The sequence below is a fragment of the Microcystis sp. genome, from assembly GCF_048564745.1.
In the GTDB taxonomy this organism is placed as follows: Bacteria; Cyanobacteriota; Cyanobacteriia; order Cyanobacteriales; family Microcystaceae; genus Microcystis; species Microcystis ichthyoblabe_A.
In genome coordinates this window covers 1-20,899 of the sequence record NZ_JBLZRT010000054.1, presented here as the reverse complement: position 1 = coordinate 20,899, position 20,899 = coordinate 1, and the positions used below count along the sequence as shown (strand labels likewise).

Annotated in this window: 20 protein-coding genes and 1 tRNA gene; 7 read left to right on the top strand and 14 right to left on the bottom strand. The window is 42.9% G+C overall.

Features of this window, described 5'->3' with window-relative positions; genetic code table 11:
- The first annotated feature begins 36 nt into the window (after nt 1–36).
- On the top strand, nt 37–321 hold the full coding sequence (locus ACOCD9_RS08010) for a UPF0175 family protein (protein WP_016516854.1): 285 nt from the start codon (nt 37–39) through the stop codon (nt 319–321).
- 44 nt (nt 322–365) lie between these two features.
- Here the strand turns inward: ACOCD9_RS08010 and ACOCD9_RS08005 are convergent, their stop codons facing one another.
- The 4 genes from ACOCD9_RS08005 to ACOCD9_RS07990 form a co-directional block, all read right to left on the bottom strand.
- A complete protein-coding gene (locus ACOCD9_RS08005; protein ID WP_123230638.1) occupies nt 366–752 on the bottom strand; it encodes an aspartyl protease in 387 nt (128 codons plus the stop codon).
- Nucleotides 749–1,072, bottom strand: coding sequence for a hypothetical protein (locus ACOCD9_RS08000; RefSeq protein ID WP_002759112.1), 324 nt, complete (start codon nt 1,070–1,072; stop codon nt 749–751). Before ACOCD9_RS08000 ends, ACOCD9_RS08005 begins: the two co-directional genes overlap by 4 nt.
- Before the next feature lie 140 nt (nt 1,073–1,212).
- Nucleotides 1,213–4,962: a tetratricopeptide repeat protein gene (locus tag ACOCD9_RS07995; RefSeq protein ID WP_192576002.1), complete on the bottom strand. Its 3,750-nt coding sequence runs from the start codon at nt 4,960–4,962 to the stop codon at nt 1,213–1,215.
- A 49-nt stretch (nt 4,963–5,011) separates the two neighbouring features.
- Nucleotides 5,012–5,524, bottom strand: coding sequence for a COP23 domain-containing protein (locus tag ACOCD9_RS07990; RefSeq protein ID WP_287700124.1), 513 nt, complete (start codon nt 5,522–5,524; stop codon nt 5,012–5,014).
- A gap of 481 nt (nt 5,525–6,005) precedes the next feature.
- On the opposite strand from ACOCD9_RS07990, the gene ACOCD9_RS07985 reads away from it, so the two are divergent.
- Nucleotides 6,006–6,079, top strand: a tRNA-Asp gene (locus ACOCD9_RS07985).
- An 85-nt stretch (nt 6,080–6,164) separates the two neighbouring features.
- Here the strand turns inward: ACOCD9_RS07985 and ACOCD9_RS07980 are convergent.
- The 3 genes from ACOCD9_RS07980 to crcB (ACOCD9_RS07970) form a co-directional block, all read right to left on the bottom strand.
- Nucleotides 6,165–8,699, bottom strand: a complete 2,535-nt coding sequence (locus tag ACOCD9_RS07980) for a glycogen/starch/alpha-glucan phosphorylase (RefSeq protein WP_419547018.1) — start codon at nt 8,697–8,699, stop codon at nt 6,165–6,167.
- A 435-nt stretch (nt 8,700–9,134) separates the two neighbouring features.
- Nucleotides 9,135–9,539, bottom strand: a complete 405-nt coding sequence (gene crcB, locus ACOCD9_RS07975) for a fluoride efflux transporter CrcB (protein ID WP_287700122.1) — start codon at nt 9,537–9,539, stop codon at nt 9,135–9,137.
- A gap of 159 nt (nt 9,540–9,698) precedes the next feature.
- Entirely contained in the window at nt 9,699–10,088 is a 390-nt protein-coding gene (crcB, locus tag ACOCD9_RS07970) for a fluoride efflux transporter CrcB (protein WP_287700121.1), read from the bottom strand.
- 124 nt (nt 10,089–10,212) lie between these two features.
- Between crcB (ACOCD9_RS07970) and rsmA the strand changes: the two genes are divergently transcribed.
- On the top strand, nt 10,213–11,019 hold the full coding sequence (gene rsmA, locus ACOCD9_RS07965) for a 16S rRNA (adenine(1518)-N(6)/adenine(1519)-N(6))-dimethyltransferase RsmA (RefSeq protein WP_287700120.1): 807 nt from the start codon (nt 10,213–10,215) through the stop codon (nt 11,017–11,019).
- A gap of 17 nt (nt 11,020–11,036) precedes the next feature.
- The gene (ispE, locus tag ACOCD9_RS07960) at nt 11,037–11,978 is read left to right on the top strand and encodes a 4-(cytidine 5'-diphospho)-2-C-methyl-D-erythritol kinase (RefSeq protein WP_002797798.1); all 942 of its coding nucleotides are present in this window, start codon (nt 11,037–11,039) and stop codon (nt 11,976–11,978) included.
- A gap of 21 nt (nt 11,979–11,999) precedes the next feature.
- Here the strand turns inward: ispE and ACOCD9_RS07955 are convergent, their stop codons facing one another.
- Nucleotides 12,000–12,812, bottom strand: a complete 813-nt coding sequence (locus ACOCD9_RS07955; protein WP_287700119.1) for an urease accessory protein UreD — start codon at nt 12,810–12,812, stop codon at nt 12,000–12,002.
- Nucleotides 12,813–12,815: 3 nt separating this feature from the next.
- On the bottom strand, nt 12,816–13,340 hold the full coding sequence (locus ACOCD9_RS07950; RefSeq protein ID WP_287700118.1) for a hypothetical protein: 525 nt from the start codon (nt 13,338–13,340) through the stop codon (nt 12,816–12,818).
- 366 nt (nt 13,341–13,706) lie between these two features.
- Between ACOCD9_RS07950 and gyrA the strand changes: the two genes are divergently transcribed.
- Nucleotides 13,707–16,259, top strand: coding sequence for a DNA gyrase subunit A (gene gyrA, locus ACOCD9_RS07945; RefSeq protein WP_287700117.1), 2,553 nt, complete (start codon nt 13,707–13,709; stop codon nt 16,257–16,259).
- Between the two features lie 125 nt (nt 16,260–16,384).
- On the opposite strand, the gene ACOCD9_RS07940 is transcribed toward gyrA, so the two are convergent.
- Complete coding sequence (locus ACOCD9_RS07940; RefSeq protein WP_287700116.1) at nt 16,385–16,915, bottom strand: ComEA family DNA-binding protein; 531 nt, start codon at nt 16,913–16,915, stop codon at nt 16,385–16,387.
- Entirely contained in the window at nt 16,912–17,310 is a 399-nt protein-coding gene (locus tag ACOCD9_RS07935; protein WP_287700115.1) for an NINE protein, read from the bottom strand. Before ACOCD9_RS07935 ends, ACOCD9_RS07940 begins: the two co-directional genes overlap by 4 nt.
- A gap of 81 nt (nt 17,311–17,391) precedes the next feature.
- On the opposite strand from ACOCD9_RS07935, the gene asnS reads away from it, so the two are divergent.
- Entirely contained in the window at nt 17,392–18,756 is a 1,365-nt protein-coding gene (gene asnS / locus ACOCD9_RS07930) for an asparagine--tRNA ligase (RefSeq protein WP_287700114.1), read from the top strand.
- Between the two features lie 167 nt (nt 18,757–18,923).
- Here asnS and ACOCD9_RS07925 read toward each other — a convergent pair whose 3' ends face one another.
- Both ACOCD9_RS07925 and ACOCD9_RS07920 read right to left on the bottom strand, forming a co-directional pair.
- Nucleotides 18,924–19,160, bottom strand: a complete 237-nt coding sequence (locus tag ACOCD9_RS07925) for a DUF6887 family protein (protein ID WP_419547016.1) — start codon at nt 19,158–19,160, stop codon at nt 18,924–18,926.
- The gene (locus tag ACOCD9_RS07920; protein ID WP_419547014.1) at nt 19,157–19,441 is read right to left on the bottom strand and encodes a DUF6888 family protein; all 285 of its coding nucleotides are present in this window, start codon (nt 19,439–19,441) and stop codon (nt 19,157–19,159) included. The genes ACOCD9_RS07925 and ACOCD9_RS07920 overlap by 4 nt, the downstream gene beginning before the upstream one ends.
- A 242-nt stretch (nt 19,442–19,683) precedes the next feature.
- On the opposite strand from ACOCD9_RS07920, the gene ACOCD9_RS07915 reads away from it, so the two are divergent.
- Nucleotides 19,684–20,442 (top strand): PEP-CTERM sorting domain-containing protein, encoded by a 759-nt coding sequence (locus ACOCD9_RS07915; protein ID WP_287700112.1) that lies wholly within the window; start codon nt 19,684–19,686, stop codon nt 20,440–20,442.
- A 34-nt stretch (nt 20,443–20,476) separates the two neighbouring features.
- Here the strand turns inward: ACOCD9_RS07915 and ACOCD9_RS07910 are convergent, their stop codons facing one another.
- Complete coding sequence (locus tag ACOCD9_RS07910) at nt 20,477–20,719, bottom strand: DUF3368 domain-containing protein (protein WP_287700111.1); 243 nt, start codon at nt 20,717–20,719, stop codon at nt 20,477–20,479.
- Nucleotides 20,720–20,899: the final 180 nt, after the last annotated feature.

Sequence of the window (20,899 nt, the reverse complement as noted above, 5' to 3'; positions counted from 1 at the left end):
ATTGATACAAAAATGATAACAAATGGGGAAATATTCATGCAAATTCAGATTGCTTTACCTGACAATATTGTATCTTCTCTTGAAGCTAAATGGGGAAGTTTAGAGTGTAGGTTAATGGAAATGGTTATCGTTGAAGCGTATTGGCAAAGGTCGATTAGTGTTGGGAAAGTGCGAGAGTTATTAGGGATGAAAACTCGCCTTGAAGTTGACGCATTTTTAAAAGCTAAAGGGGTAGATTTACCTTACAGTGAAGCTGATTTGGAAGCGGATAGTCAAATCCATGAACAACTGCGACAAGAAGAAAAATTAAAACCCCTATGATTGTGGTTTCAGATACTTCACCGATTTGTTATCTTTTACTTAACTTATTGGTCAAATTCAATAATTTCTATAGTCAAAATCTCCTTAGATTTATTCACAACTAGCTCAACTATTTCCAACCATTGTGAACCTAGCAAAGTTTCTGGAATTTCATCTCCAGCATGAACCGGAATAATAAACTCTTTACCATCAATAATGACCTGACCTTCATAAAGGTCAAAAAACTCCTTTCCTCTAGCTGTTTGCATCTCAATTTGGGAGGCAATTAAAGTCCACTGTAGTGCTTCTAAATCTTGGGAGTTAATCGCCAGCCAACCGGTGGTAAAACCTGTATCTAGTAGAACTTCAAGGGGAAATTGTTCGCCATTAGCTGCTATCAAGTCAATTTCAAAGAGTAACTCTCCATTTTCTCCAAATATGCCTACAATCATATCATGCCACAGGCTCCTGTTTCATTGAGGCGGAAAGTAGTCAATTTAACTTCTGTATTCGCATATTGATGGCGAATTTTTTGCATTAAACCTTCGAGGGTAGGGTCAATTAAATAATCTCCACTATTGGCTTCAATAGCAATAAACCAGTTATAATATTTCTCGATCAATTCTGGACGTATTTGCTCGAAAATCTCTCGACAGCGCCTACCAAGTTCATCTCTTCTAGTTTTGCGTAATGCTAATTCTTGGGGTGAAATGATAGAGTCTGACAAGATTCTTCCTTGATATTTTTGGTGACTTTTGGATAGTTGTTTCATCTTGCTAATATTGACTGATTACAGGTATTTTAAGTTAAACAAACCAGATTTTTATCTCGCACCAAAGTAACTCATTAATTCTGGATTACACAAATTATACACTAACTAATTAATTAAATCAACTACATTCATGCTGACTTCTACTGAATCTCTTTGAGTTTTTCCAATGCTGTTTGGTACATTTCTATATTATTTTGTTGTTGATAGAGGTCTGCAGCTTTTTGTAAGTCTTCTCTAGCTCCTTGTTTGTCTTTAAGCTCAAGACGAGCAAGCCCTCGATTGTAGTAAACTTCAGCTAATTGGGGATTGACAATTGGTTCTCTAGTCAAAGTAACTTTAAATTCCCCCTTACCTGGGCGGGAAATTCTTAGGGTTACTTGGGTTCCCTTCTTACCGCGCAATAAATTAACTACTTCTTCTAAACTCAGATTAGCGGTGGATTTATCGTCAATTTCTAGCACTTGGTCGCCTGTTTTGATACCTGCTTTGTAGGCTGGTAAATTGTCAGTTACTGCTACGATTGTTAGAATTTTAGTCTGTGCATTAATTTCTGTTTGAACACCAATTCCTGCAATCTCCTGAACACGCAATAAAACTTGGTTATAATCTTCAACAGCTTTCGGATAGTCTTTCAGACTAGCGCGGATTAAGCCCCGAATGTAGTAAGCCTGCAATAAATCAGAATTCAGGTGCAAAGCTTTGTTAAGGTCCTCAATTGCTTTCTGACTTTCTCCCTGTTGAGCAAGGGCAATACCGCGTCTTAAGTATGCTTCGACATAGTCAGACTTGAGACGAATCGCTTCAGTATAATCAGTGATCGCTTCAGTATAATCTCCTTGACTATGGTGAGCATAACCTCTATTGAAGGAGACTTCAGCATTTTCAGAGCTTGCTAGAGAAGTTTCCTTGCTCATTGTTGGGACTTGGGAAGCTGTAAACTCTCCATTTTGAGTTCTTCCTCGGAAATCATGAGCACCAGCATAAATTGAGTAAGTACCCTTTATCGTCTTATTCGGCAAAAATTCTAGGCGCACATCAGTATTTGGAAAACCAGCAGCCTGCAAAGTTCCAAGTATTCCAAATAGCTCTAGAACGTTGTTTTGATTAATAAGTCCCTCAAACACTCCTTCACCATAAAGTCCTTGAGAAAAAGCTATCCGTACTTGAACCCTACGAGACGAACTATCGATCTCAACGATTTCGATAGATATCTTGCCCGGTGATTGAAAGGTAGTATTTAGAGCTGGTCCCTCATATAAAGTAACATTGGCTGGTTCTACAGCAGATGGAGTTCTTTGAAGTTCGGTAATTCTTGCCAATGCTTGCCGAGAAAAAAATGTGTTCCCTTGCTGCCGATAGAGTGCTACTGCTTTCTGAAAATCAGCCAAGGCTGATTGCCTATCTCTCAATTTACTGTAAGCCAGTCCTCTATCGTAATATGCTTCGGCATAGTTAGGATTAAGCTGGATCGCTTTATTGTAGTAAAAGATCGCTTCCTGATTGTCTCCTTCGTTAGAATAACGTCCACCCCAACTATAGTAAAAATAAGCATTATTGGGATTAAGCCGAATTGCCTTTCCTAAATCAGCAATTGCTTCAGCTCTATCTCCCCGATAATATTGAAGAAGACCACGGCTATAGTAAGCATCAGCATAATTGGGAGCAATTTCAAGAGCTTTGTTTACATCTGCTAAAGCACCTTCTCTATCTTCCCATTCAGATCTGATGTAACTTCGCTGGAGGTAAGACTCTGCATAATCAGGGTCAATTTCAAGAGCTTTATTGACATCGGCTAAAGCACCTTCTTTATCTCCTAACTTAGCTCTAACAGAACTACGGTTATTGTAAGCCCAGGGATGAGGATTAATTTTAATCGCTTGATCATAGGCTACAATCGCTTCTTGATAACGTTCCTGCGCTTGTAGTAAAATTCCTTGATATACGCGAACTAAAAAATCCTTGGGATTAAGAGCAACAGCTTTCTCAATAGATGCCAGAGCTTCTGGATATCGCTGTAAATTGATAAGTGCTTCACCTTTTCCTCGCCAAGCAAGAGCAAATTTTTCCTGACTTTCTTGAATGGCTCTTTCAAAAGCTTCAAGAGCTTCTGAATATTTTTCTAGAGATAACAATACCAGCCCCCGCGAATACCAAGCTTGATAAAAATCAGGTTTAATTTGAATTGCCCTGTCAAAGGCAGCCAAAGCTTCTTCATATTGTTCTAACCGCCATAGTTGATTGCCATAATTTAGCCAATTGATAGCATCATTGCTGTTGTTTGGTTTTTGTACTCTTTTGAGTAAAGATAATTTGATTGATTGAGTCTCTGATTCAGTAAGTGATGGTGGTTCAGCAGTATATATCCTCAACTGCGTCGGTTCTATTCCCACCTTAGTTACTAGACTCAAAAAAGTATTAATTGGGACTCCTAGACTATAACCTAGATGCATCGAACGTCCTGATCCAGCTTCATCTACAACGGCTTCTCCGTCTGCTCTTCCGTGAATCCCAATAACGTGTCCACGTATATCTAACACGGGACCACCACTAACCCCCGCTTCAGTGATATTAGTATAAACCAATTCATAACCATAAGTTAAAGAAAGAGAATCTTTGACTGATATAGATCCCCATTCTTTGTTGAAAAGAGTTCCAATGGTAAACAAGCGATTATTTTTTCCATTGGCTACTGTTGAACCTGGCAAACCCGAAACAAAAACTAACCCCCCCTTCTTCTCTAAATCGTGTCTTGCTAACGTTGCTACCTGATAAGAAAGCTTGCTGGTAAATTTCAATACAGCTAGGTCAACACCTGGTAAGGTTTTTACTGTATTTTCATTCACATCCACTAAATATCGTTGATTATCAGGGGTGATAATCTCAAGTTTTTTTCTATCACATTCCTCCGTTTCACGGATAACGTGTTCGGCAGTAAGAACAGTATAGGTGTTGCCTTGTTTGACTATAATTACCCCCGATCCTTTGCAATGTGATGTATTTGGCACATCGATTTGTACTGTAATTTGTTGGGCAATATTGTTAACATCATTAGCGATAGGCGGCAAGTTTTCTTCCGTTGCAGTGGGAGTTCCAGCAGCTAACGCCTCTACTGAGGCATATTGCGGAGCTAATTGAGCAAAAGTCTGTATGGGAATGCCCCAACTGTAGCGGCTCATCAAATCTCGTAGGGCATCAGTAGGACGAGAACCATCTTCATAGACATAAGGATCTCCCCACAGAGGATCGGCGTGAATGCCATTAATGCCAATAACCTGACCCTGACGGTTCAGAATCGGTCCCCCACTCATGCCCTTTTCAATGTTGTTGCTGTAGCCTATCTGGTAGCCTTCCTTAAAAGCTCGTTCCGGCACTAATAAAACTTGTCCTGTCGCCAAAGTAAACCCACTGGGTTGAGATAAATCAGCATCAAAGGGAAAGCCAGCCGCAAAAATTGGCTCGTTGACTGCCACCGTTGCTAAATTGGTCAGGGAAGCCACTGCATAGTCAGCACTGGCACGAAATTGCAACAGGGCTAAATCCTTCCCTTGAAAGTTTACTCCCGCGACTGACGTGGCTTTATGGAAGTTACCGTCAGGAGTTTGGATGCGAGTAGATTTTCCAGGGGCGAGGACGTGCTGGTTAGTCAAGACGGTATAAACCTGACCTTCTTTTTTAATCAAAATTCCCGACCCACCACTATCTCCTGATAAAACTTTGACCGTGATAGACTGAGCCAGCTTTTGTAGTTTTTGTAGTTGCTCCGGTGACAGTTGAGAAGTGACGGTTTGCGCTACTACGCTGGGGACAGTCCAACTGAGAGGAAAACTCTGGATAGGGAGCAACAATAAGCCTGCCATTCCCGTTGCCAGGACTAGAAATTTATAATTCATCAGCTTTTGTCCTCTCCTGCGCTTGTAGAAGGCTAAAACCCAGCTAATTTTACTCCGCAGTGGGGGCTTTTTCCAGAAATTGCTCGAAATCGTAGTAATACTGAGGCGAACCATCTTCCGATTGCACAACGGGTCCTTGAGCGCGAAAACCGACACTCATCATATCTTGAAGAACGCGATCAGGATCGTCATTACTTCTGAGAGTAAATAGGACTTGCAGGCAAGGCCCCCCATATTCCCCCGCGACGCAGATAACCTTTTGTCCGCTCTTAATTCCGTAGGTTAGATACTTGAGAAGACCTTGTTCCGAGGCTGACTGGAATTTAGCAGAAACTTCTTGACAGCGAACCTCAGGGGTATATTTACCTCCCCAGTTTTTCACCCAGCGAATGACGGCAATCTTTTTTCCCGTTGCAGTAAGAGCATAGGTGGTAGGTACACCCCGATTCGTTTCGCAGGAATAGGTATTAGTTTGCGCCTCCCCAGGCTGGCTGCTAATCGTCAAAGCCCCAACAGCCAGCGTACTAGCCGCCATTAGTGAAGCGAACAAGTTGAGTTTCATAGAAATCCCCCTCTGAGTCCAGCGACAACTAGATTCTAGCTCAAAGTCTTTGCTGCGGGTGTTAGCTCAAGGACTTTTTTTGATAATTCTTTACATTTTTCCTGATTGACTTGATTGGGATTTTTTGGCTTTAACTAACGGCTCTTTTCGTTTCTGTGTGGAAGGAAGAAGAATAGAGATAATTTTCCAGAACTATAGTCTTCAAAGCTTTGCCTAGCAAGACTACTAGGAATGATCAGCACTGATTATCATACAAAGTCGAGAAGAGCCGCAAAAACTCGCATTGTGACCGTTTGAAGTATAGCAAATCCGTTTTTGATCGATAGTACGATTAACTCCCAATCCAACTTTCAAAACCCAGTTATGAATTGTTTCCCCCCTCTCCCCATCTCCTCTCTCCCCACTCCCTCAAAAAAAATTTTCCCAGAGGTGCTTGACATAACCCTGATGATGAAGTTACAATTGGAATTGTCGCAAAAATGGGATTGTAGTTCAATTGGTTAGAGCACCGCCCTGTCACGGCGGAAGTTGCGGGTTCGAGCCCCGTCAATCCCGTAGAAATTTAGGTTAGAGTCGCCTAGGGCCAGTTAACCTGTGGGCAGTAGGATAAATGAACAGGATCCTACTGCCTAGATTGGTTCTAATTTACCGATAAACCGGCATTAGCTTGAGTATAATCGGGTAATTCAATCTTTACCGGTTGTACCCGCCAGATTTTCTCGCAGTATTCCCGAATCGATCGATCGCTAGAGAATTTTCCCATGCGGGCCACATTAAGAATCGCTAAACGACTCCAATGTTCTTGATCTTTATAAGCGTGACCGACTCCTTCCTGACAGTCGATATAGGATTGATAATCGGCCAGTAACATATAGGGATCATTGTAGATAAGATTATCCACAAGCGGGCGGAATAAACTACTATCACCCCGGCTAAAAAATCCCGAACCAATGAGGTCTAATACTGCCCGCAATTCTTCGTTATGGTAATAGTATTCTTGGGGATTATAACCGGCGGCTTTCTTAGCATAAACCTCCTCGGTTGTCAAGCCAAAAAGAAAGAAATTTTCCGCCCCCACCTGTTCACGAATTTCGATATTTGCCCCATCGAGAGTACCGATAGTTAAGGCCCCATTCATAGAGAATTTCATATTACCGGTTCCCGAAGCTTCTTTCCCGGCGGTGGAAATTTGTTCGGACAAGTCGGCAGCTGGATAAACCCGTTGACCGAAGGTGACATTATAATCGGGGAGGAAAACCACTTTTAAACGTCCTCCAATCGTCGGATCATTATCAATCACTTCCGCCACAGAATTAATCAATTTAATGATTAATTTCGCCATAAAATAACCCGGGGCTGCCTTACCACCAAAAATAAAGGTACGGGGGGTAATATCGAGATTGGGGTTATTTTTGAGACGATGATAGAGAGTAACGATGTGTAAAACGTTGAGGTGTTGTCGTTTATATTCATGAATGCGTTTTACCTGCACATCAAAGAGGGTACTAGGATCAACTTTAATGCCGACTTTTTTAGCGATATAATTGGCTAAATCTGCCTTAATATCGTATTTAATTCGTCGCCAATAGTCCCGAAACCCCCCATCATCGACATAGTTTTCTAAACCGCGTAAATCCTCCAGATGTTTAATCCAATTTTCGCCGATTTTTTCGGTAATCGCAAAAGTTAAGCGGGGATTACTAGAAACTATCCAGCGCCGGGGAGTAACTCCATTGGTTTTGTTGCTAAACTTTTCGGGAAAGAGTTCATAGAAGTCGCGCAGAACATCTTTTTTAAGTAATTCTGTATGGAGGGCTGCCACCCCATTAATTGCCTGGGAACCCACACAGGCGAGGTGAGCCATACGGACGTATTTTTCGCCGCTTTCATCGATTATAGACAAACGGGACATTTTGCCGTCATCATGGGGATAAATAATGCGAATTTTATCCAAGAAACGATAGTTAATTTCATAGATAATTTCCATTAATCGGGGGAAAAGACGACCAAAAATACTCAAAGGCCATTTTTCTAAAGCTTCTGGCAAAAGAGTATGATTAGTATAGGCGAAGGTATTTTGAGTAATAAACCAAGCTTTATCCCAATCGAAATGATGCACGTCAATTAACAAGCGCATTAACTCTGCTACTCCGACGGAAGGGTGAGTATCATTCAATTGTACCGACCATTTTTGATGAAAATTATCGAGACTGGGGTTCTCATGTAAGTGAATACGAATCAGATCCTGTAAGGAACAGGAAACAAAGAAATATTGCTGTTCTAAACGTAGTTCTTTGCCCTGAATTGGTTCATCATTAGGATAGAGAACTTTACTGATATTTTCCGAGTGAACTTTATTATCCACCGCACCATAATAATCGCCGCGATTAAAGCGACCAAAATCAAAAGATTCACAAGCTTCTGATTTCCAGAGACGCATGGTATTAGCGGTGTTAACTCGATAGCCGAGAATTGGGGTATCGTAGGGAATTCCTTTGACTACATAATCGGGAATCCAACGACTGCGATAATTACCATTTTCGTCGGTATAGGATTCGGTATAACCGCCAAATTTTACCTCTACCGATGATTCCGGTCGGGCAATTTCCCAGGGATTTCCATACTGTAACCACTTATCGGTTATTTCCACCTGCCAACCGTCGTGGATTTCTTGATCAAAGATACCAAATTCGTAGCGAATACCGTAACCAATAGCTGGAATTTCTAGGGTAGAAAGGGAATCTAAATAACAGGCAGCTAAACGACCTAAACCACCATTTCCTAACCCCGGTTCTTCTTCCTGGGCAATTAATTCTTCTAGTTTTAATCCCGATTCGCTGACAGCTTTCTCGACTTGTTCGTAGATACCGAGATTAATTAAATTATTAGCTAAATGGGGACCGACTAAAAATTCGGCCGAGAGATAACAAACGGTTCTGACATCTTTTTTTAGATAGGTTTGTTGGGTGGTTAACCAACGCTGCAATAAACGATCGCGGATTGTATAAGCCAGGGCCATGTAAAGATCGTTTTTGCTGGCTAATTCCGGTAATTTACCTTGAATATAGAGTAAATTATCCCTTAAAGCCCGTCGGATAGTTTCTGTGTCTAATCCTGTTCTGTCGTCTTCGATGATAATCGGACAAACAAAAGTTGACTCTGGAGATGGATTCATAGGAGCATTTTTACTGAAGATTTACTGCTCCTAGTCTAAAATAATCTGTCTTCAAATTTTATCAAGAAAAGCTTAAATCTTGACTAAGATTTAAGGTATAGTAATGACAGAGTTAAGGTGATTAAATTTCAATTACCGAGGGGAAGTGAGGACAGGGAAAAGTTTGAGCAATGGGTGCTTTTGTGACGGGTGGAACGGGTTTTATCGGGGCGATAATCTTGGGAAAATCGCCCTCTATACTCCTTGATGGCGTGAAAATGTCAAAACAGTCTATGTACTACGATTCCTCGAATGTGCTGAGATGCTTAAGTAGTTAGGTGTTAAAAGTTGTCAGACACCCCCCTTATCAAGGTAGTAGGGTTGATTCATGAATCAACCCTACTATGAATCAACCCTAGGGGCAGGGGGGATCAGACGCAAAATCTATTTAATAACTCATCTAGGAAAACCTGTTCTTGCTAAAATAACTCCAATTTTAAGCGCCATCATCCCCCCAAGAACACTGCCAAAGCAGTAAATTAAGCCAAAAGTCATGTTTCCCCGCTCTAAAAACTTGTTAACCTCCAAACTATAGGTGGAAAAAGTTGTATAGGAACCACAAAAACCCGTGGCAAGCATCAATCCTAATTCTGGGGAAATTATGCGAATATTTTCCCTGACTATAGTAAAGATATAGCCAATAATTAAACAGCCAGAAACATTAACAAAAAATGTCCCAAAAAATTGCCATTCTTGACCGAAAAGACTTTCAAATAATTTCGCAATATAAAAACGACTCAAAGCCCCAAAAATAGCCCCAATCGCCACGAATAAACTATAACGTCCCCTGAAAAAATCCATGCAGTCTGTCCTAGCCTTAAATAGTCAATAAATTGGAGAATTAAGTAGCTGGTTATAATTAAATTTAAAAATTGATTTTAGGTTCGATCCCCCCTGCCCCCCTTAATAAGGGGGGTGCCGATAGGCGGGGGGATCTGATAGTTTTTAACGCCTACCTACTTAACCTAGAAAAACTTGGGCAATAGCTGCCCCGATTCTCACGGCAATCAATCCGAAAATTATACTAGCAACGGCAAAAAAAAGACTGAGAAAATTTTGCTGATTGCGCCAGAGGATCAAGATATCTAAACTATAGGTAGAAAAGGTGGTATAGGCTCCTAAAAATCCCGTTCTCACCATTAAATCTAGTTGGTGGGAATAAAAGGAAAAACTGGGTAAAATAGCCAAAAAGAAACCGATAGCTAGACAGCCGGTTAAGTTAATAATAAAGGTTCCATAGGGAAAGCGCAAGCCGAATTTTGCTTTTGTACATTCGGTAATATAATAACGAGATAACGCCCCCGGAACCGCTCCGGCTACAATTGCGAAAACATCGTTCAAATCTGACATTGTATCTAATTTTTTTGCTATCTTTGTCTAGGCTCTATGATAATTGATGCGGTTATCGATCGCATGGCCCATATTTTCAGGGGTGTTATTGTCGAGGACAACCCTATGATTTTAAAATAGAGGGATGAAAATTCAACCGCGTAAACGTTTTGGACAACATTGGTTAAAAGATGAATCGATACTTGATCGCATCATCGGCGCTGCTAATTTACAATCCGAGGATCGGGTATTAGAAATCGGACCGGGTACAGGCATTTTAACCCGTCGTCTTCTCGATGGCGCTCGATTGGTTGTCGCTGTAGAAATCGATCGAGATCTATGGACAATTTTAAATAAAAAATTTGGCCAACAAGATAACTTTCATCTCATCCCAGGCGACTTTCTTACCCTTAAACCGGAGCAACTGCCGCCGGTTAATAAAGTAGTGGCTAATATCCCCTATAATATCACCGGTCCGATCCTCGAAAGGCTCCTCGGTTCGATCGCCCATCCCTTCACCCCCCCTTACCAGAGTATTACCCTCTTAGTCCAGAAAGAAGTCGCCGAAAGATTAGTCGCTGTCCCCTCTACCAAAGCTTACAGCGCTCTCAGCGTCCGCATTCAATACCTTGCCGATTGTCAATGGATTTGTGATGTACCCCGGCGGGCCTTTTCCCCACCTCCCCAGGTAGATTCGGCGGTAATTCAGCTTTTACCCCGTGTTTTGCCGAATAATGTCAGTAATGCTGCCTTTTTGTCCACTTTAATTAGCTGGGGTTTTGCCAACCGGCGCAAAATGTTACGCAATAATCTAAAAAATTGTCTAGATAGCGATCGATTAAGCCAAATCCTGACACAATTAGAGATTAATCCCCTCGCTCGCGCCGAAGATCTCAGTTTATCGCAATGGATTGACTTGGCGGAAAAATTAGGTCAATTGCCAAAATTTTAGATTTTTTTTCTTGACAAATGCACAGTTATACCCTTCTAGCCCCCGCTAAAATTAATTTATATCTAGAAATCGTTGGCGATCGCCCCGATGGTTTCCACGAGTTAGTGATGGTGATGCAGACGGTGGCATTATGCGATCGCATCACTCTCCGGCCTAACGGATTGCAGGAATTCCGTCTCTTTTGCCATCATCCCCTCGTCCCCCAAGATAGCAGTAATCTCGCCCATCGGGCCGCCACTTTGATGGCGAAGGAATTCCCCCGCCTCTTTGCCAATTACGGCGGCATCGATATCACCATCGAGAAATATATTCCCGTGGCTGCCGGTTTAGCGGGGGGATCCACCAACGCAGCGGCGGTGTTAGTCGGCATCGATTTAATCTGGGAATTAGGGTTAACCCGTCCGGAATTAGAAACTTTAGCGGCAAGATTGGGGTCCGATACTTCCTTTTGTGTGACAGGAGGAACGGTTATCTGTACGGGAAGGGGAGAAATTCTCGATCCGATCGCTCCTCTCACTGGATTATGGGTTATTTTAGCTAAATACGATCATTTATCCGTTTCTACACCCTGGGCCTACCAAAGCTATCGGCAAAAATTTCAGGATACCTATCTGTCTTCTCCAGAGGACTTTCATCACCGCCGTCAGCAGGTGAGTTCCGGGGCTTTGGTACAAGCGATCGCCCAGAAAAAACCAGCTGCTATCGGCAAATTTATCCATAATGACCTCGAAAAGGTGGTTTTACCCGAATTTCCCCTCGTAGCCGAGTTAAGACAGGTTCTAGGCGATTTAGGCGGCTTGGGAACGATGATGTCAGGCTCTGGCCCGACGGTTTTTACTCTCTGTTCATCTCAGGAAGTGGCGGAAACTATCGTTAAAGAGGCCCGGGAAATTCTCGTCGCTCCCGATCTACAATTTTGGATAGCCCCAATCACCGATACAGGCATTCAAGTGACTTGAGAAAATTAAAATTGACCGCCTTTACCAAGATAACCAAACTCGCGGAATAATTGCCTCTCGATCGCTCATTTCTCGCCTTAAAATTTGCCAAACCTGCTGAAACCATTGTCGCACTTCACCGCTAGAATTACCCCGATAACGACACAAAAGACCATCTCCTAAAGTGCTAGTAACTCCCATCTCTCCTTCTAGGGAAAAATCTCTCACTTTCTCGATTAAATTTCTGCCCACCGGTTGACCGATATAAACTAAAGTACCGATCAGGGCGCTATCATTTAAACTGGAAAATCCCTCGATCATTTTACCACCCAACAGGAAGGAGCGATCGATCCATAAAGGTTGTCCTGATCGCCAAATTTCCCAATTAGAATGCCATTCTCCCGCTAAAAATTTCTCCCCTCGCGCACTGCGACCAAAACGGGTAATTTCCCATCCCAACCAACTGCTATTTTCCCCTAAATCCACTCGTAAATGTTGGCGAAATGCCGCCCCATTAAAGATAATTGTTTCTTGGGGTAGCCATTCTAAACCAGCATTGTCATCGATTTTAATCTCGATTAATTGTTGAGCCATCTGACCGTTACTCTGGTAAACTTTTCCAGCAGAAGCAGTGGTAATCAGGGCATTGGTAGCGGCTTGGAGATGAATTTTTTGTTGCAGAACATCACCGCCAACTATTCCCCCCGCCGTGTGTAAAATCACCGTATGACAAAGGTTTTTTCCCTCGGGATAAAAGGGTCTTTGTACTTTTAAAGGGGCGGTAGCATAGACGTGATTAATCTGGGTTGCGAGATTTTTTTGCGTGTAAATTAGTTCTAGGTTTCCCTGCCACATTATTTATTGATCCTCAGTCATGGTTTCTAGAAATTGCCGATAATTTTCAGGACTGAGATTAATTTTAACTTCTATTTGCTGTTCTTTATCCCTGATCAGTAAAATATATTCACTTTCCGCTTTTTTGCCGACTAGGAGAGGATTTTTTAGCTCGAATTTTTGATAAACTAGATGGGGTTTCGTCACCCGAATAACTAAACTAGCTTGGGATTGAGGATAAATGTCTAATTGCTCCCGTTCCCGATCTAAAATTAATTGTTTAGGTGTCATGCTTCTTTCGTCAGCAAAAGTAGATTTATGCCAATAGAGGGTAATCCCCCGAATTTGGGGCATTTGAATGCTAAATTTTTCATCAAAACCTTGCTGCTCCCAATTAATATCTTCCAGAGAGCCAGTATCGGGAATTAAACGCTGTTGCCAGAAGACTTCCTTAAGATTTAAATCTTGCCACCATTGGCTAATAATTTGGAAATTCTCCAGATTATCGGGGTGGGGATTGGCACTTTGCCAGAGGAGAGGAGTAAGCATTTTGGGGGAATTTTTGCGCTGGGAAAATCAGGTTAATAGTCTTCGCTGGAGTTAAGGGATCATTAATCTCAATTATCATCGATTCTCGAGCTGCCGATCGGGCCATGGTATTAACTCTCGATCGCATTTTTATTTTATCCTAATTATCGAGGGAAAAACTGCTAAAAGTGGTCTTCACCATTTGCTTTTTCCTGTTGTGATCGCTGCTAACTTGACACTATTCTAAACCCCAAAAAAGAGGGATTTTATGGTAAAATAGTCCTACAAATGGGCATATTCTGCACATCAAAAGGGTAAAAGCCCGATTTTTAGCGAATTTACTCACAAAAACGCTTTTTTTGCCTTGTTATTGGAGTTAACCCCCCTATGACCGCCGCCCAGGATCATATCGTCCCCACAGACTTAAGCAATGAAATGTCCCGTTCCTACCTAGAATACGCCATGAGCGTCATCGTCGGGCGCGCCTTGCCCGACGCTAGGGACGGACTGAAACCCGTACACCGGCGCATTCTTTATGCGATGTACGAACTAGGATTAACCCCTGATCGCCCCTTCCGGAAATGCGCTAGAGTCGTCGGGGAAGTATTAGGAAAATACCACCCCCACGGGGATACTGCTGTTTACGATGCTCTCGTCCGCATGGCCCAGGATTTCTCCATGCGCGATCCCCTGATTAACGGTCATGGTAACTTCGGATCGATCGATAACGATCCCCCGGCAGCCATGCGTTATACCGAGTGTCGTCTGCACACCCTGGCCACCAACGCCCTACTACAGGATATCGAGTCAGAAACCGTCGATTTTGCCGATAACTTCGATGGTTCCCAACAGGAACCCGTGGTTTTGCCCTCTAGAGTCCCGCAACTGCTAATTAATGGCTCATCGGGCATCGCCGTCGGTATGGCCACCAATATCCCCCCCCACAACCTGGCCGAGATTATCGATGGAACCGTTGCCCTCATCCATAACCCCGATCTCACCGATACGGAATTACAGCGTTATATCCCGGGGCCGGACTTTCCCACCGGGGGGCATATCCTCGGTAGAGACGGTATTCAGGAAGCTTACACCACCGGCCGGGGTTCTATTACCCTGCGGGGAGTCGCCTCCTTTGAAACCATCGAACAAAGGGGAAGACCCGATCGAGATGCTATTATCATCACCGAACTGCCCTATCAAACCAATAAAGCGGCATTAATCGAAAAAATCGCCGATTTGGTCAATGATCGCAAAATAGACGGTATTTCCGACGTGCGGGACGAAAGCGATCGCGACGGCATCCGGGTGGTGATCGAACTGAAACGAGATGCCTATCCTCGCGTCGTCCTTAACAATCTTTATAAACAAACGCCCCTCCAGTCGAATTTTGGGGCGAATATGTTGGCATTAGTCGATAACGAACCGAGATTACTGACTTTAAGGGAGTTTCTCCGCGTTTTCCTCGATTTTCGGGTAGAAGTGATCACCCGTCGTACCCGTTATGAACTCCGCAAGGCCGAGGAAAGGGATCATATCCTTCAGGGTTTACTAATTGCCCTCGCTAGTCTCGATGCAGTCATTGCCCTGATTCGCAGTGCTGCCGACACAGCTAGTGCAAAAGAGGGATTAGTGCAGAATTTTGGCCTCTCAGAGGTGCAAGCGGACGCAATCCTACAAATGCAGCTGCGACGGTTAACCGCCCTAGAATCGGAGAAAATTCAGCAAGAACACGGGGAATTACTGACAAAAATCGGCGATCTTCAGGATATTCTAGCCAAAAAAGAACGCATCGACAGCATTATCGAGGAAGAACTGCAACAGCTCAAAACGATTCACGCTACTCCCCGTCGCACTCATATCGAACAACGGGAAGGAGAAATCGCCGAAACTGACCTGATTGCCAACGAACAGGCCTTAATTCTCGTCACCGAACAGGGTTACATCAAAAGAATGCCCGTTAATACCTTTGAGTCCCAAAATCGGGCAACAAGGGGCAAAGCTGGCGCAAAAATGAAAGAAGACGACGGCATCGATCACTTTATCACCTGCCGCGATCACGATAGCGTTCTCTTTTTCACCGATCGCGGGGTTGTCTATAGTCTCAATGCCTATCATATCCCCACCGGTTCCCGTACCGCTCGCGGCGTTCCCATCGTGCAACTGTTAGAGATTCCCAAAGGGGAGAAAATCACCTCGGTGGTGGCAGTCAGCGAGTTCAGCGAGGATAATTACCTGATTATGCTCACACAAAAGGGATTTATCAAGAAAACCGCCCTCGCTGCCTTTAGTAATATTCGATCAAACGGTTTAATCGCCATTTCTCTCGAAGACGGTGATCAACTACGTTGGGTTCGCTTGGCTAAAGAGGAAGATAGCGTCATTATCGGTTCTCGTCAGGGGATGGCAATTCATTTTAAGGCCGATAGTCAACAATTGCGCTCCTTGGGAAGGGCAACTAAAGGCGTAAAATCGATGAAATTGCGCTCAGGTGACGAATTAATTAGTATGGACATCCTGCCTAGTCAAATTGTCGCCCAAATCGCTGAATCTAACCAAGAAGAAACCGAGGACGAAAGCGAAGAAATTAACCCCGAAGTGGCTAATAATGGCCCCTGGGTGTTAGCGATTACCATGGCAGGACTGGGAAAACGGGTTCCCGTTACCCTCCTACGTCTGCAAAATCGGGCGGGATTAGGAGTCAGAGTGATTAAATTCCGCAAAAAGAACGATAAATTAGCGGCTCTGCACGTTGTTAACCCCCACGAGGAATTTATGATTATCACCGAACGGGGCATTATCATCCGTCAATCCGTCGATGCGATTACTCCTCAATCGCGCTCGGCCGGAGGCATCCGGGTGCAAAAACTCGATGAGGACGATGCGATCGCTGCGGTGGCCCTAGTTCCCCCTAGTGATGCGGAGGAATCTGAAGACATTTAGATTTACTGGGAAGTGGGAATTGGGGAGTGGGGAAATTGAACTAAAACCCCAAAACCCCAAAACCCCAACCCCCAACACCTAAAACCTGCCTCCTATCTCCTGTCTCCTGTTCTGAGTATTTGGGATTAAAACTGGAAAAAGTGCATTAATTGGGAGATTTCCTGAGCGTCTAGGGATAAACGCCCTTTAAAATCCACAATATTCTTAAATAATCCCTGTTCTTCTCTATTTTTAATAATGGCAGCTGCCAAATTATCACTGATCAGGGGCAGGGTAGTTAACTGCTCGATCGAGGCAGTGTTAGGATTGATTTTAGGGGGTACGAGGTGACTTTCGGGGCTATAATAGGCAAATTCTAGAATCGGTTCCCAAGCTTTCAATCTAGCCACAGGAACACTCAAAGCAGCCGCTAGATCTTCAAGACAAAGCAATTCTACCCCCATACCCAGCAATTCCACCAACATTCGCGCTTGATGGATGGATATCCCCGGCAATCGCAGCCAATCATCCACACCCGCTTGACTGACATTAATTTTAATGCCCAATTGTGCCGCCATAGCGATCTCATCAAGGGAACGAAAGCGATAATAGGGATCATTGCTAATTTTGGCTTTTAAAGGGTTAAAAGTGCGCCCTAACCAGTTTTGCGGTGTCATTGTAGTAATTGTCGCCGTTTTTCTTCAAATTCGTACTCAGAAATTAATCCTTCTTGCCGGAGGCGCTCTAATTCCCTTAAAGCTGCCCCGATCGCCTCTACTTGTTTAGGCTCTAAACTGGGGACAGTGGCAGCAGCGGTGGCAGTGGGAAAATAGTTAGTGAAAAATTGGTTATCTTGGATTAAATACCACACTGCATCGATCGCGCAAGCCACCCGGGGAATCGGAGTTTGCCAAAGCAGAAGATAGATAATTCCCCAGAGAGGTTGACCGAGATAGAATTTATGAATACCGGCGATAGGAAAGGGTAAAGCGAGAATGCTGCCGATAAAAGCCAAAAAAATCGCTAATTTACGGCTTTTGGGCTTACTTAATAATTTTTCCACCAGAAGCATGACACCTGTTCGAGATTGATTTTAGCCTGATCTGGACTTTCTATTCTAAAATACTCTTTGGTTCTAACATAGGGATACGCGATGACTAGCAGAATCAAGGAAATCTTTCAAACAGGACAACCGGATCAATCCGTCACCGTGCAGGGTTGGGTGAGAACAAAACGAGAATTAAAAGAATTTACTTTCCTGGAAGTTAATGATGGCTCATCCCTAGCCAACTTACAAGTTATCCTCGAACCGACTTTACCCGATTATGAAATTGTACTAAAGACAATTAGTACAGGAACAGCGATCGCTGTTTCGGGAAATTTGGTTCCTTCCCCGGGTAAAGGGCAAAATATCGAGTTAAAAGCGGCCGAAATCACCCTTTATGGTGACTGTCCCCCGGATTATCCCCTACAAAAGAAACGTCATTCCTTTGAATTTCTGAGAACTATTGCCCATCTGCGAGCAAGAACCAACACCCTAGGGGCAGTAATGCGGGTTAGAAACGCTTGCGCTACCGCTATCCACACTTTTTTACAAGAAAAGGGCTTTATTTGGGTACATACTCCCATTATTACCGCTAACGACTGCGAAGGTGCGGGAGAATTATTTACTGTCACCAGTTTAGATTTAAAAAAACCCGCCAATTTTGCCGAGGATTTCTTTGGTAAACGGGCCTATTTAACCGTCAGTGGACAATTACAAGCGGAAGTAATGGCCATGGCTTTATCTAATGTTTACACTTTTGGCCCGACTTTTCGCGCCGAAAATTCTAATACTTCCCGTCATCTGGCCGAGTTTTGGATGGTGGAACCGGAAATGGCTTTTTGTGATCTGGAAGGAGATCAAGATTTAGCGGAAGCTTTTCTGAAATATATCTTTAAATTCGTCTTAGAAAATTGTCCCGAAGATTTGCAGTTTTTTAACGAGCGTATCGATAAAACGGTGTTAAGTACGGCTGAAAATATCGTTAATAGTGAGTTTGGCCGGATTACCTACAGCGAAGCGATCGAGTTATTAGAAAAAGCCGATCGTCAGTTCGAGTTTCCGGTAGAATGGGGCGTAGATTTACAGTCAGAACACGAACGTTATCTAGCCGAGGAACTATTTAAAAAACCCGTGATTGTCACCAATTATCCCAAGACAATCAAAGCTTTTTATATGCGTCTAGATGACAATAATAAAACTGTTTCCGCTATGGATATTTTAGCGCCCAAGATCGGCGAAATTATCGGCGGTTCCCAACGGGAAGAACGATTAGATGTATTAATCCAAAGAATGCAGGAACAGGGAATGAATCCCGATGATTTGTGGTGGTATTTGGATCTGCGTCGCTACGGTTCCGTTCCCCACGCTGGTTTTGGTTTAGGATTCGAGCGTCTGGTACAATTCATGACGGGAATGACCAATATTCGCGATGTGATTCCTTTCCCCCGTACCCCTTTAAGTGCCGACTTTTAGAATGATGTCTAGGATCGACAGGAGAAAGGAGGAATGTAAATATTTATTAAATTGTAGCTTAGGCTACAGTCTTAGAGTAGAAAATGTGCATTGTTTTGTTGTCCTCCTTCTGTCTTGGGTTGGGCTATTGCTTGACCTGACTGCGAGAGAGTGCGATCACACTGTATCTAAGTTAACTCATTTTGCTGAAAATTATGACGGGAATCTTGACGCATTTGTTCAATAACTTCGGGATATTTTTCCATATCTTCTAAGGAGTTTAAAGGTGGATAAACTACTCGATCTTTTCTTTCATTTAGCTTATCTACATAAGCATAAAAAGCTTCGTCATCCTCACGATGAGATAATACATAACTTTTTAATTCTTGAGAGGTCATAGTTTTAAAATTAGGTTTTTGATTCATTTTATCCATTGTCCATTAGGTTTAATTTCAATCTCAATACCTTCACCAATTAACATGAAAATATTTTTAGTACGCTCATCCAATCTTATTAAGTTAATTGGTAAATAAAACCTTGTTGCCCAACAAGATAGGGTATAACATTGTAAGAGTTGTGCAAGTGTCGGAATATTTTTCCCTCCCAAAACCGAACGAATGACACTAATTATAACAAAATAGAGAATCTGCTTCAACAACTTCGAGACAGAGTTGAACGCAAAGGCGAATCCGACATACCGCGCCACAATAACTCAAGGAAGAGGATAGTTCGTCTGAGAAGGGGTAAAACAGCGGAAAACACCTGAGACTCCCTGCTCTGTCAACCCCTAAGCTAGGGAGAGAAATATAAAGATTTATAAATTGTAGCTTTTGATACAGTTGTGGGGGGGGGAATGTGTATTGTCCTACTATCCGCCTTCTGTACTGGGTTGGGTTGTTGCTTGACCTGAGATAAGTTTACTTAAGAAGATCATACTGGACTAAAAAAATGAAAATTAACAATTTTTGTCGATACAGTGCAATTCCCCTAGCCTTTTCTGCTTTTTTAGGTTTTGTAGATACAGCAAATGCAGCTACCTTGACCTTTGACTCTACTATTATATTACACGGCTCAGTTTCGGGCAGTGGTGAAAAAGTTGCTGGATCAACAGACGCAGATGTACAAGCGGTAAACGATTATATAAAAAAATACTCTGGACCAGCCGAATTTAAGGTAATTTACACTATAGTTTTAAAAGCTGATCATACAGTAGATACTACTCGAAGTAAAGTTAAATTCGACACCATTAAATACACATCGAATGGCCAAGACGTAAAATCTAAGTTTACAACATCCGATATTCCAATAACAAGTGTAACGCTTACGAATGACGCAACTCCAAAGGTTTCATCATTTACGTTTGAAGGTACCAAATGGTATGACACGACACGAGTTACAAACGATGGTATATCAGGTACAATCAATCTTATAAATGGTGCATCAGATTTTACAGCAAAGTATATTGGTAAAAGCGTGAATGCTCGGTACATATATACATTGTCCGCTACGATAAAGCCAGATTCACCAGAACCAGCTCCACTACCTAACGAGTTTGGAGATACTGAGATATTCTCACCCTTGATAGTTCCCGAACCATCCGCCATCCTCAGTCTCCTCGCCCTCGGCACTCTCGGCGCAGCTTCAACCCTCAAGGGCAAACTAAAACCCTCTAAATCCACTGAAAAACAAACCACAAAAGTAGGCTAAATTGCTTCTAAAAATACAATCAATGCCCCTTTAATCAATCTTGAGGGGGTTTATTTTTTTCTTCATCAACAATCTGTAAAACACTGCTGTATAAAGGTGCATCCACCCAAAATCCTGCTTGATCAATCAAAGCGTCTAGCAAGGGTTTCACCTCAGAGATTAACCGTCGATTCTTCGCCTCAACTAAAATGCCCAGAATTCCTGTGTATCGAAGATTAAGTCTAGCAGCAATTCTACGACCACGACGCTCATCAATCAAAACTTGATCTGCTCCCAACTCAAGTGCTAAAGCAATAGCCTCAGCTTCTCCCTTATCTAGGGCTTGCTGAATAAATCTAAAAACCTTGTTGGATAAGGCTTTTAGACTTTTTTGACCTCAAAAAGTGCCGACCATTGGAGGGATCGGGGGTAAAATTCAGGTACTTTTTCCCTGAAAATTAGGTAACTGACTACCTCA

What these genes read in the sequence shown, in the direction of transcription:
- ACOCD9_RS07940 (WP_287700116.1), bottom strand. Translation starts at nt 16,915, where the DNA reads ATGACACCGCAAAACTGGTTAGGGCGCACTTTTAACCCTTTAAAAGCC.
- ACOCD9_RS07925 (WP_419547016.1), bottom strand. Translation starts at nt 19,160, where the DNA reads ATGAATCAAAAACCTAATTTTAAAACTATGACCTCTCAAGAATTAAAA.
- ACOCD9_RS08005 (WP_123230638.1), bottom strand. Translation starts at nt 752, where the DNA reads ATGATTGTAGGCATATTTGGAGAAAATGGAGAGTTACTCTTTGAAATT.
- ispE (WP_002797798.1), top strand. Translation starts at nt 11,037, where the DNA reads ATGCACAGTTATACCCTTCTAGCCCCCGCTAAAATTAATTTATATCTA.
- rsmA (WP_287700120.1), top strand. Translation starts at nt 10,213, where the DNA reads ATGAAAATTCAACCGCGTAAACGTTTTGGACAACATTGGTTAAAAGAT.
- gyrA (WP_287700117.1), top strand. Translation starts at nt 13,707, where the DNA reads ATGACCGCCGCCCAGGATCATATCGTCCCCACAGACTTAAGCAATGAA.
- crcB (WP_287700122.1), bottom strand. Translation starts at nt 9,539, where the DNA reads ATGGATTTTTTCAGGGGACGTTATAGTTTATTCGTGGCGATTGGGGCT.
- ACOCD9_RS07950 (WP_287700118.1), bottom strand. Translation starts at nt 13,340, where the DNA reads ATGCTTACTCCTCTCCTCTGGCAAAGTGCCAATCCCCACCCCGATAAT.
- ACOCD9_RS07980 (WP_419547018.1), bottom strand. Translation starts at nt 8,699, where the DNA reads ATGAATCCATCTCCAGAGTCAACTTTTGTTTGTCCGATTATCATCGAA.
- asnS (WP_287700114.1), top strand. Translation starts at nt 17,392, where the DNA reads ATGACTAGCAGAATCAAGGAAATCTTTCAAACAGGACAACCGGATCAA.
- ACOCD9_RS07915 (WP_287700112.1), top strand. Translation starts at nt 19,684, where the DNA reads ATGAAAATTAACAATTTTTGTCGATACAGTGCAATTCCCCTAGCCTTT.
- ACOCD9_RS07995 (WP_192576002.1), bottom strand. Translation starts at nt 4,962, where the DNA reads ATGAATTATAAATTTCTAGTCCTGGCAACGGGAATGGCAGGCTTATTG.
- ACOCD9_RS08010 (WP_016516854.1), top strand. Translation starts at nt 37, where the DNA reads ATGCAAATTCAGATTGCTTTACCTGACAATATTGTATCTTCTCTTGAA.
- crcB (WP_287700121.1), bottom strand. Translation starts at nt 10,088, where the DNA reads ATGTCAGATTTGAACGATGTTTTCGCAATTGTAGCCGGAGCGGTTCCG.
- ACOCD9_RS08000 (WP_002759112.1), bottom strand. Translation starts at nt 1,072, where the DNA reads ATGAAACAACTATCCAAAAGTCACCAAAAATATCAAGGAAGAATCTTG.
- ACOCD9_RS07990 (WP_287700124.1), bottom strand. Translation starts at nt 5,524, where the DNA reads ATGAAACTCAACTTGTTCGCTTCACTAATGGCGGCTAGTACGCTGGCT.
- ACOCD9_RS07935 (WP_287700115.1), bottom strand. Translation starts at nt 17,310, where the DNA reads ATGCTTCTGGTGGAAAAATTATTAAGTAAGCCCAAAAGCCGTAAATTA.
- ACOCD9_RS07955 (WP_287700119.1), bottom strand. Translation starts at nt 12,812, where the DNA reads ATGTGGCAGGGAAACCTAGAACTAATTTACACGCAAAAAAATCTCGCA.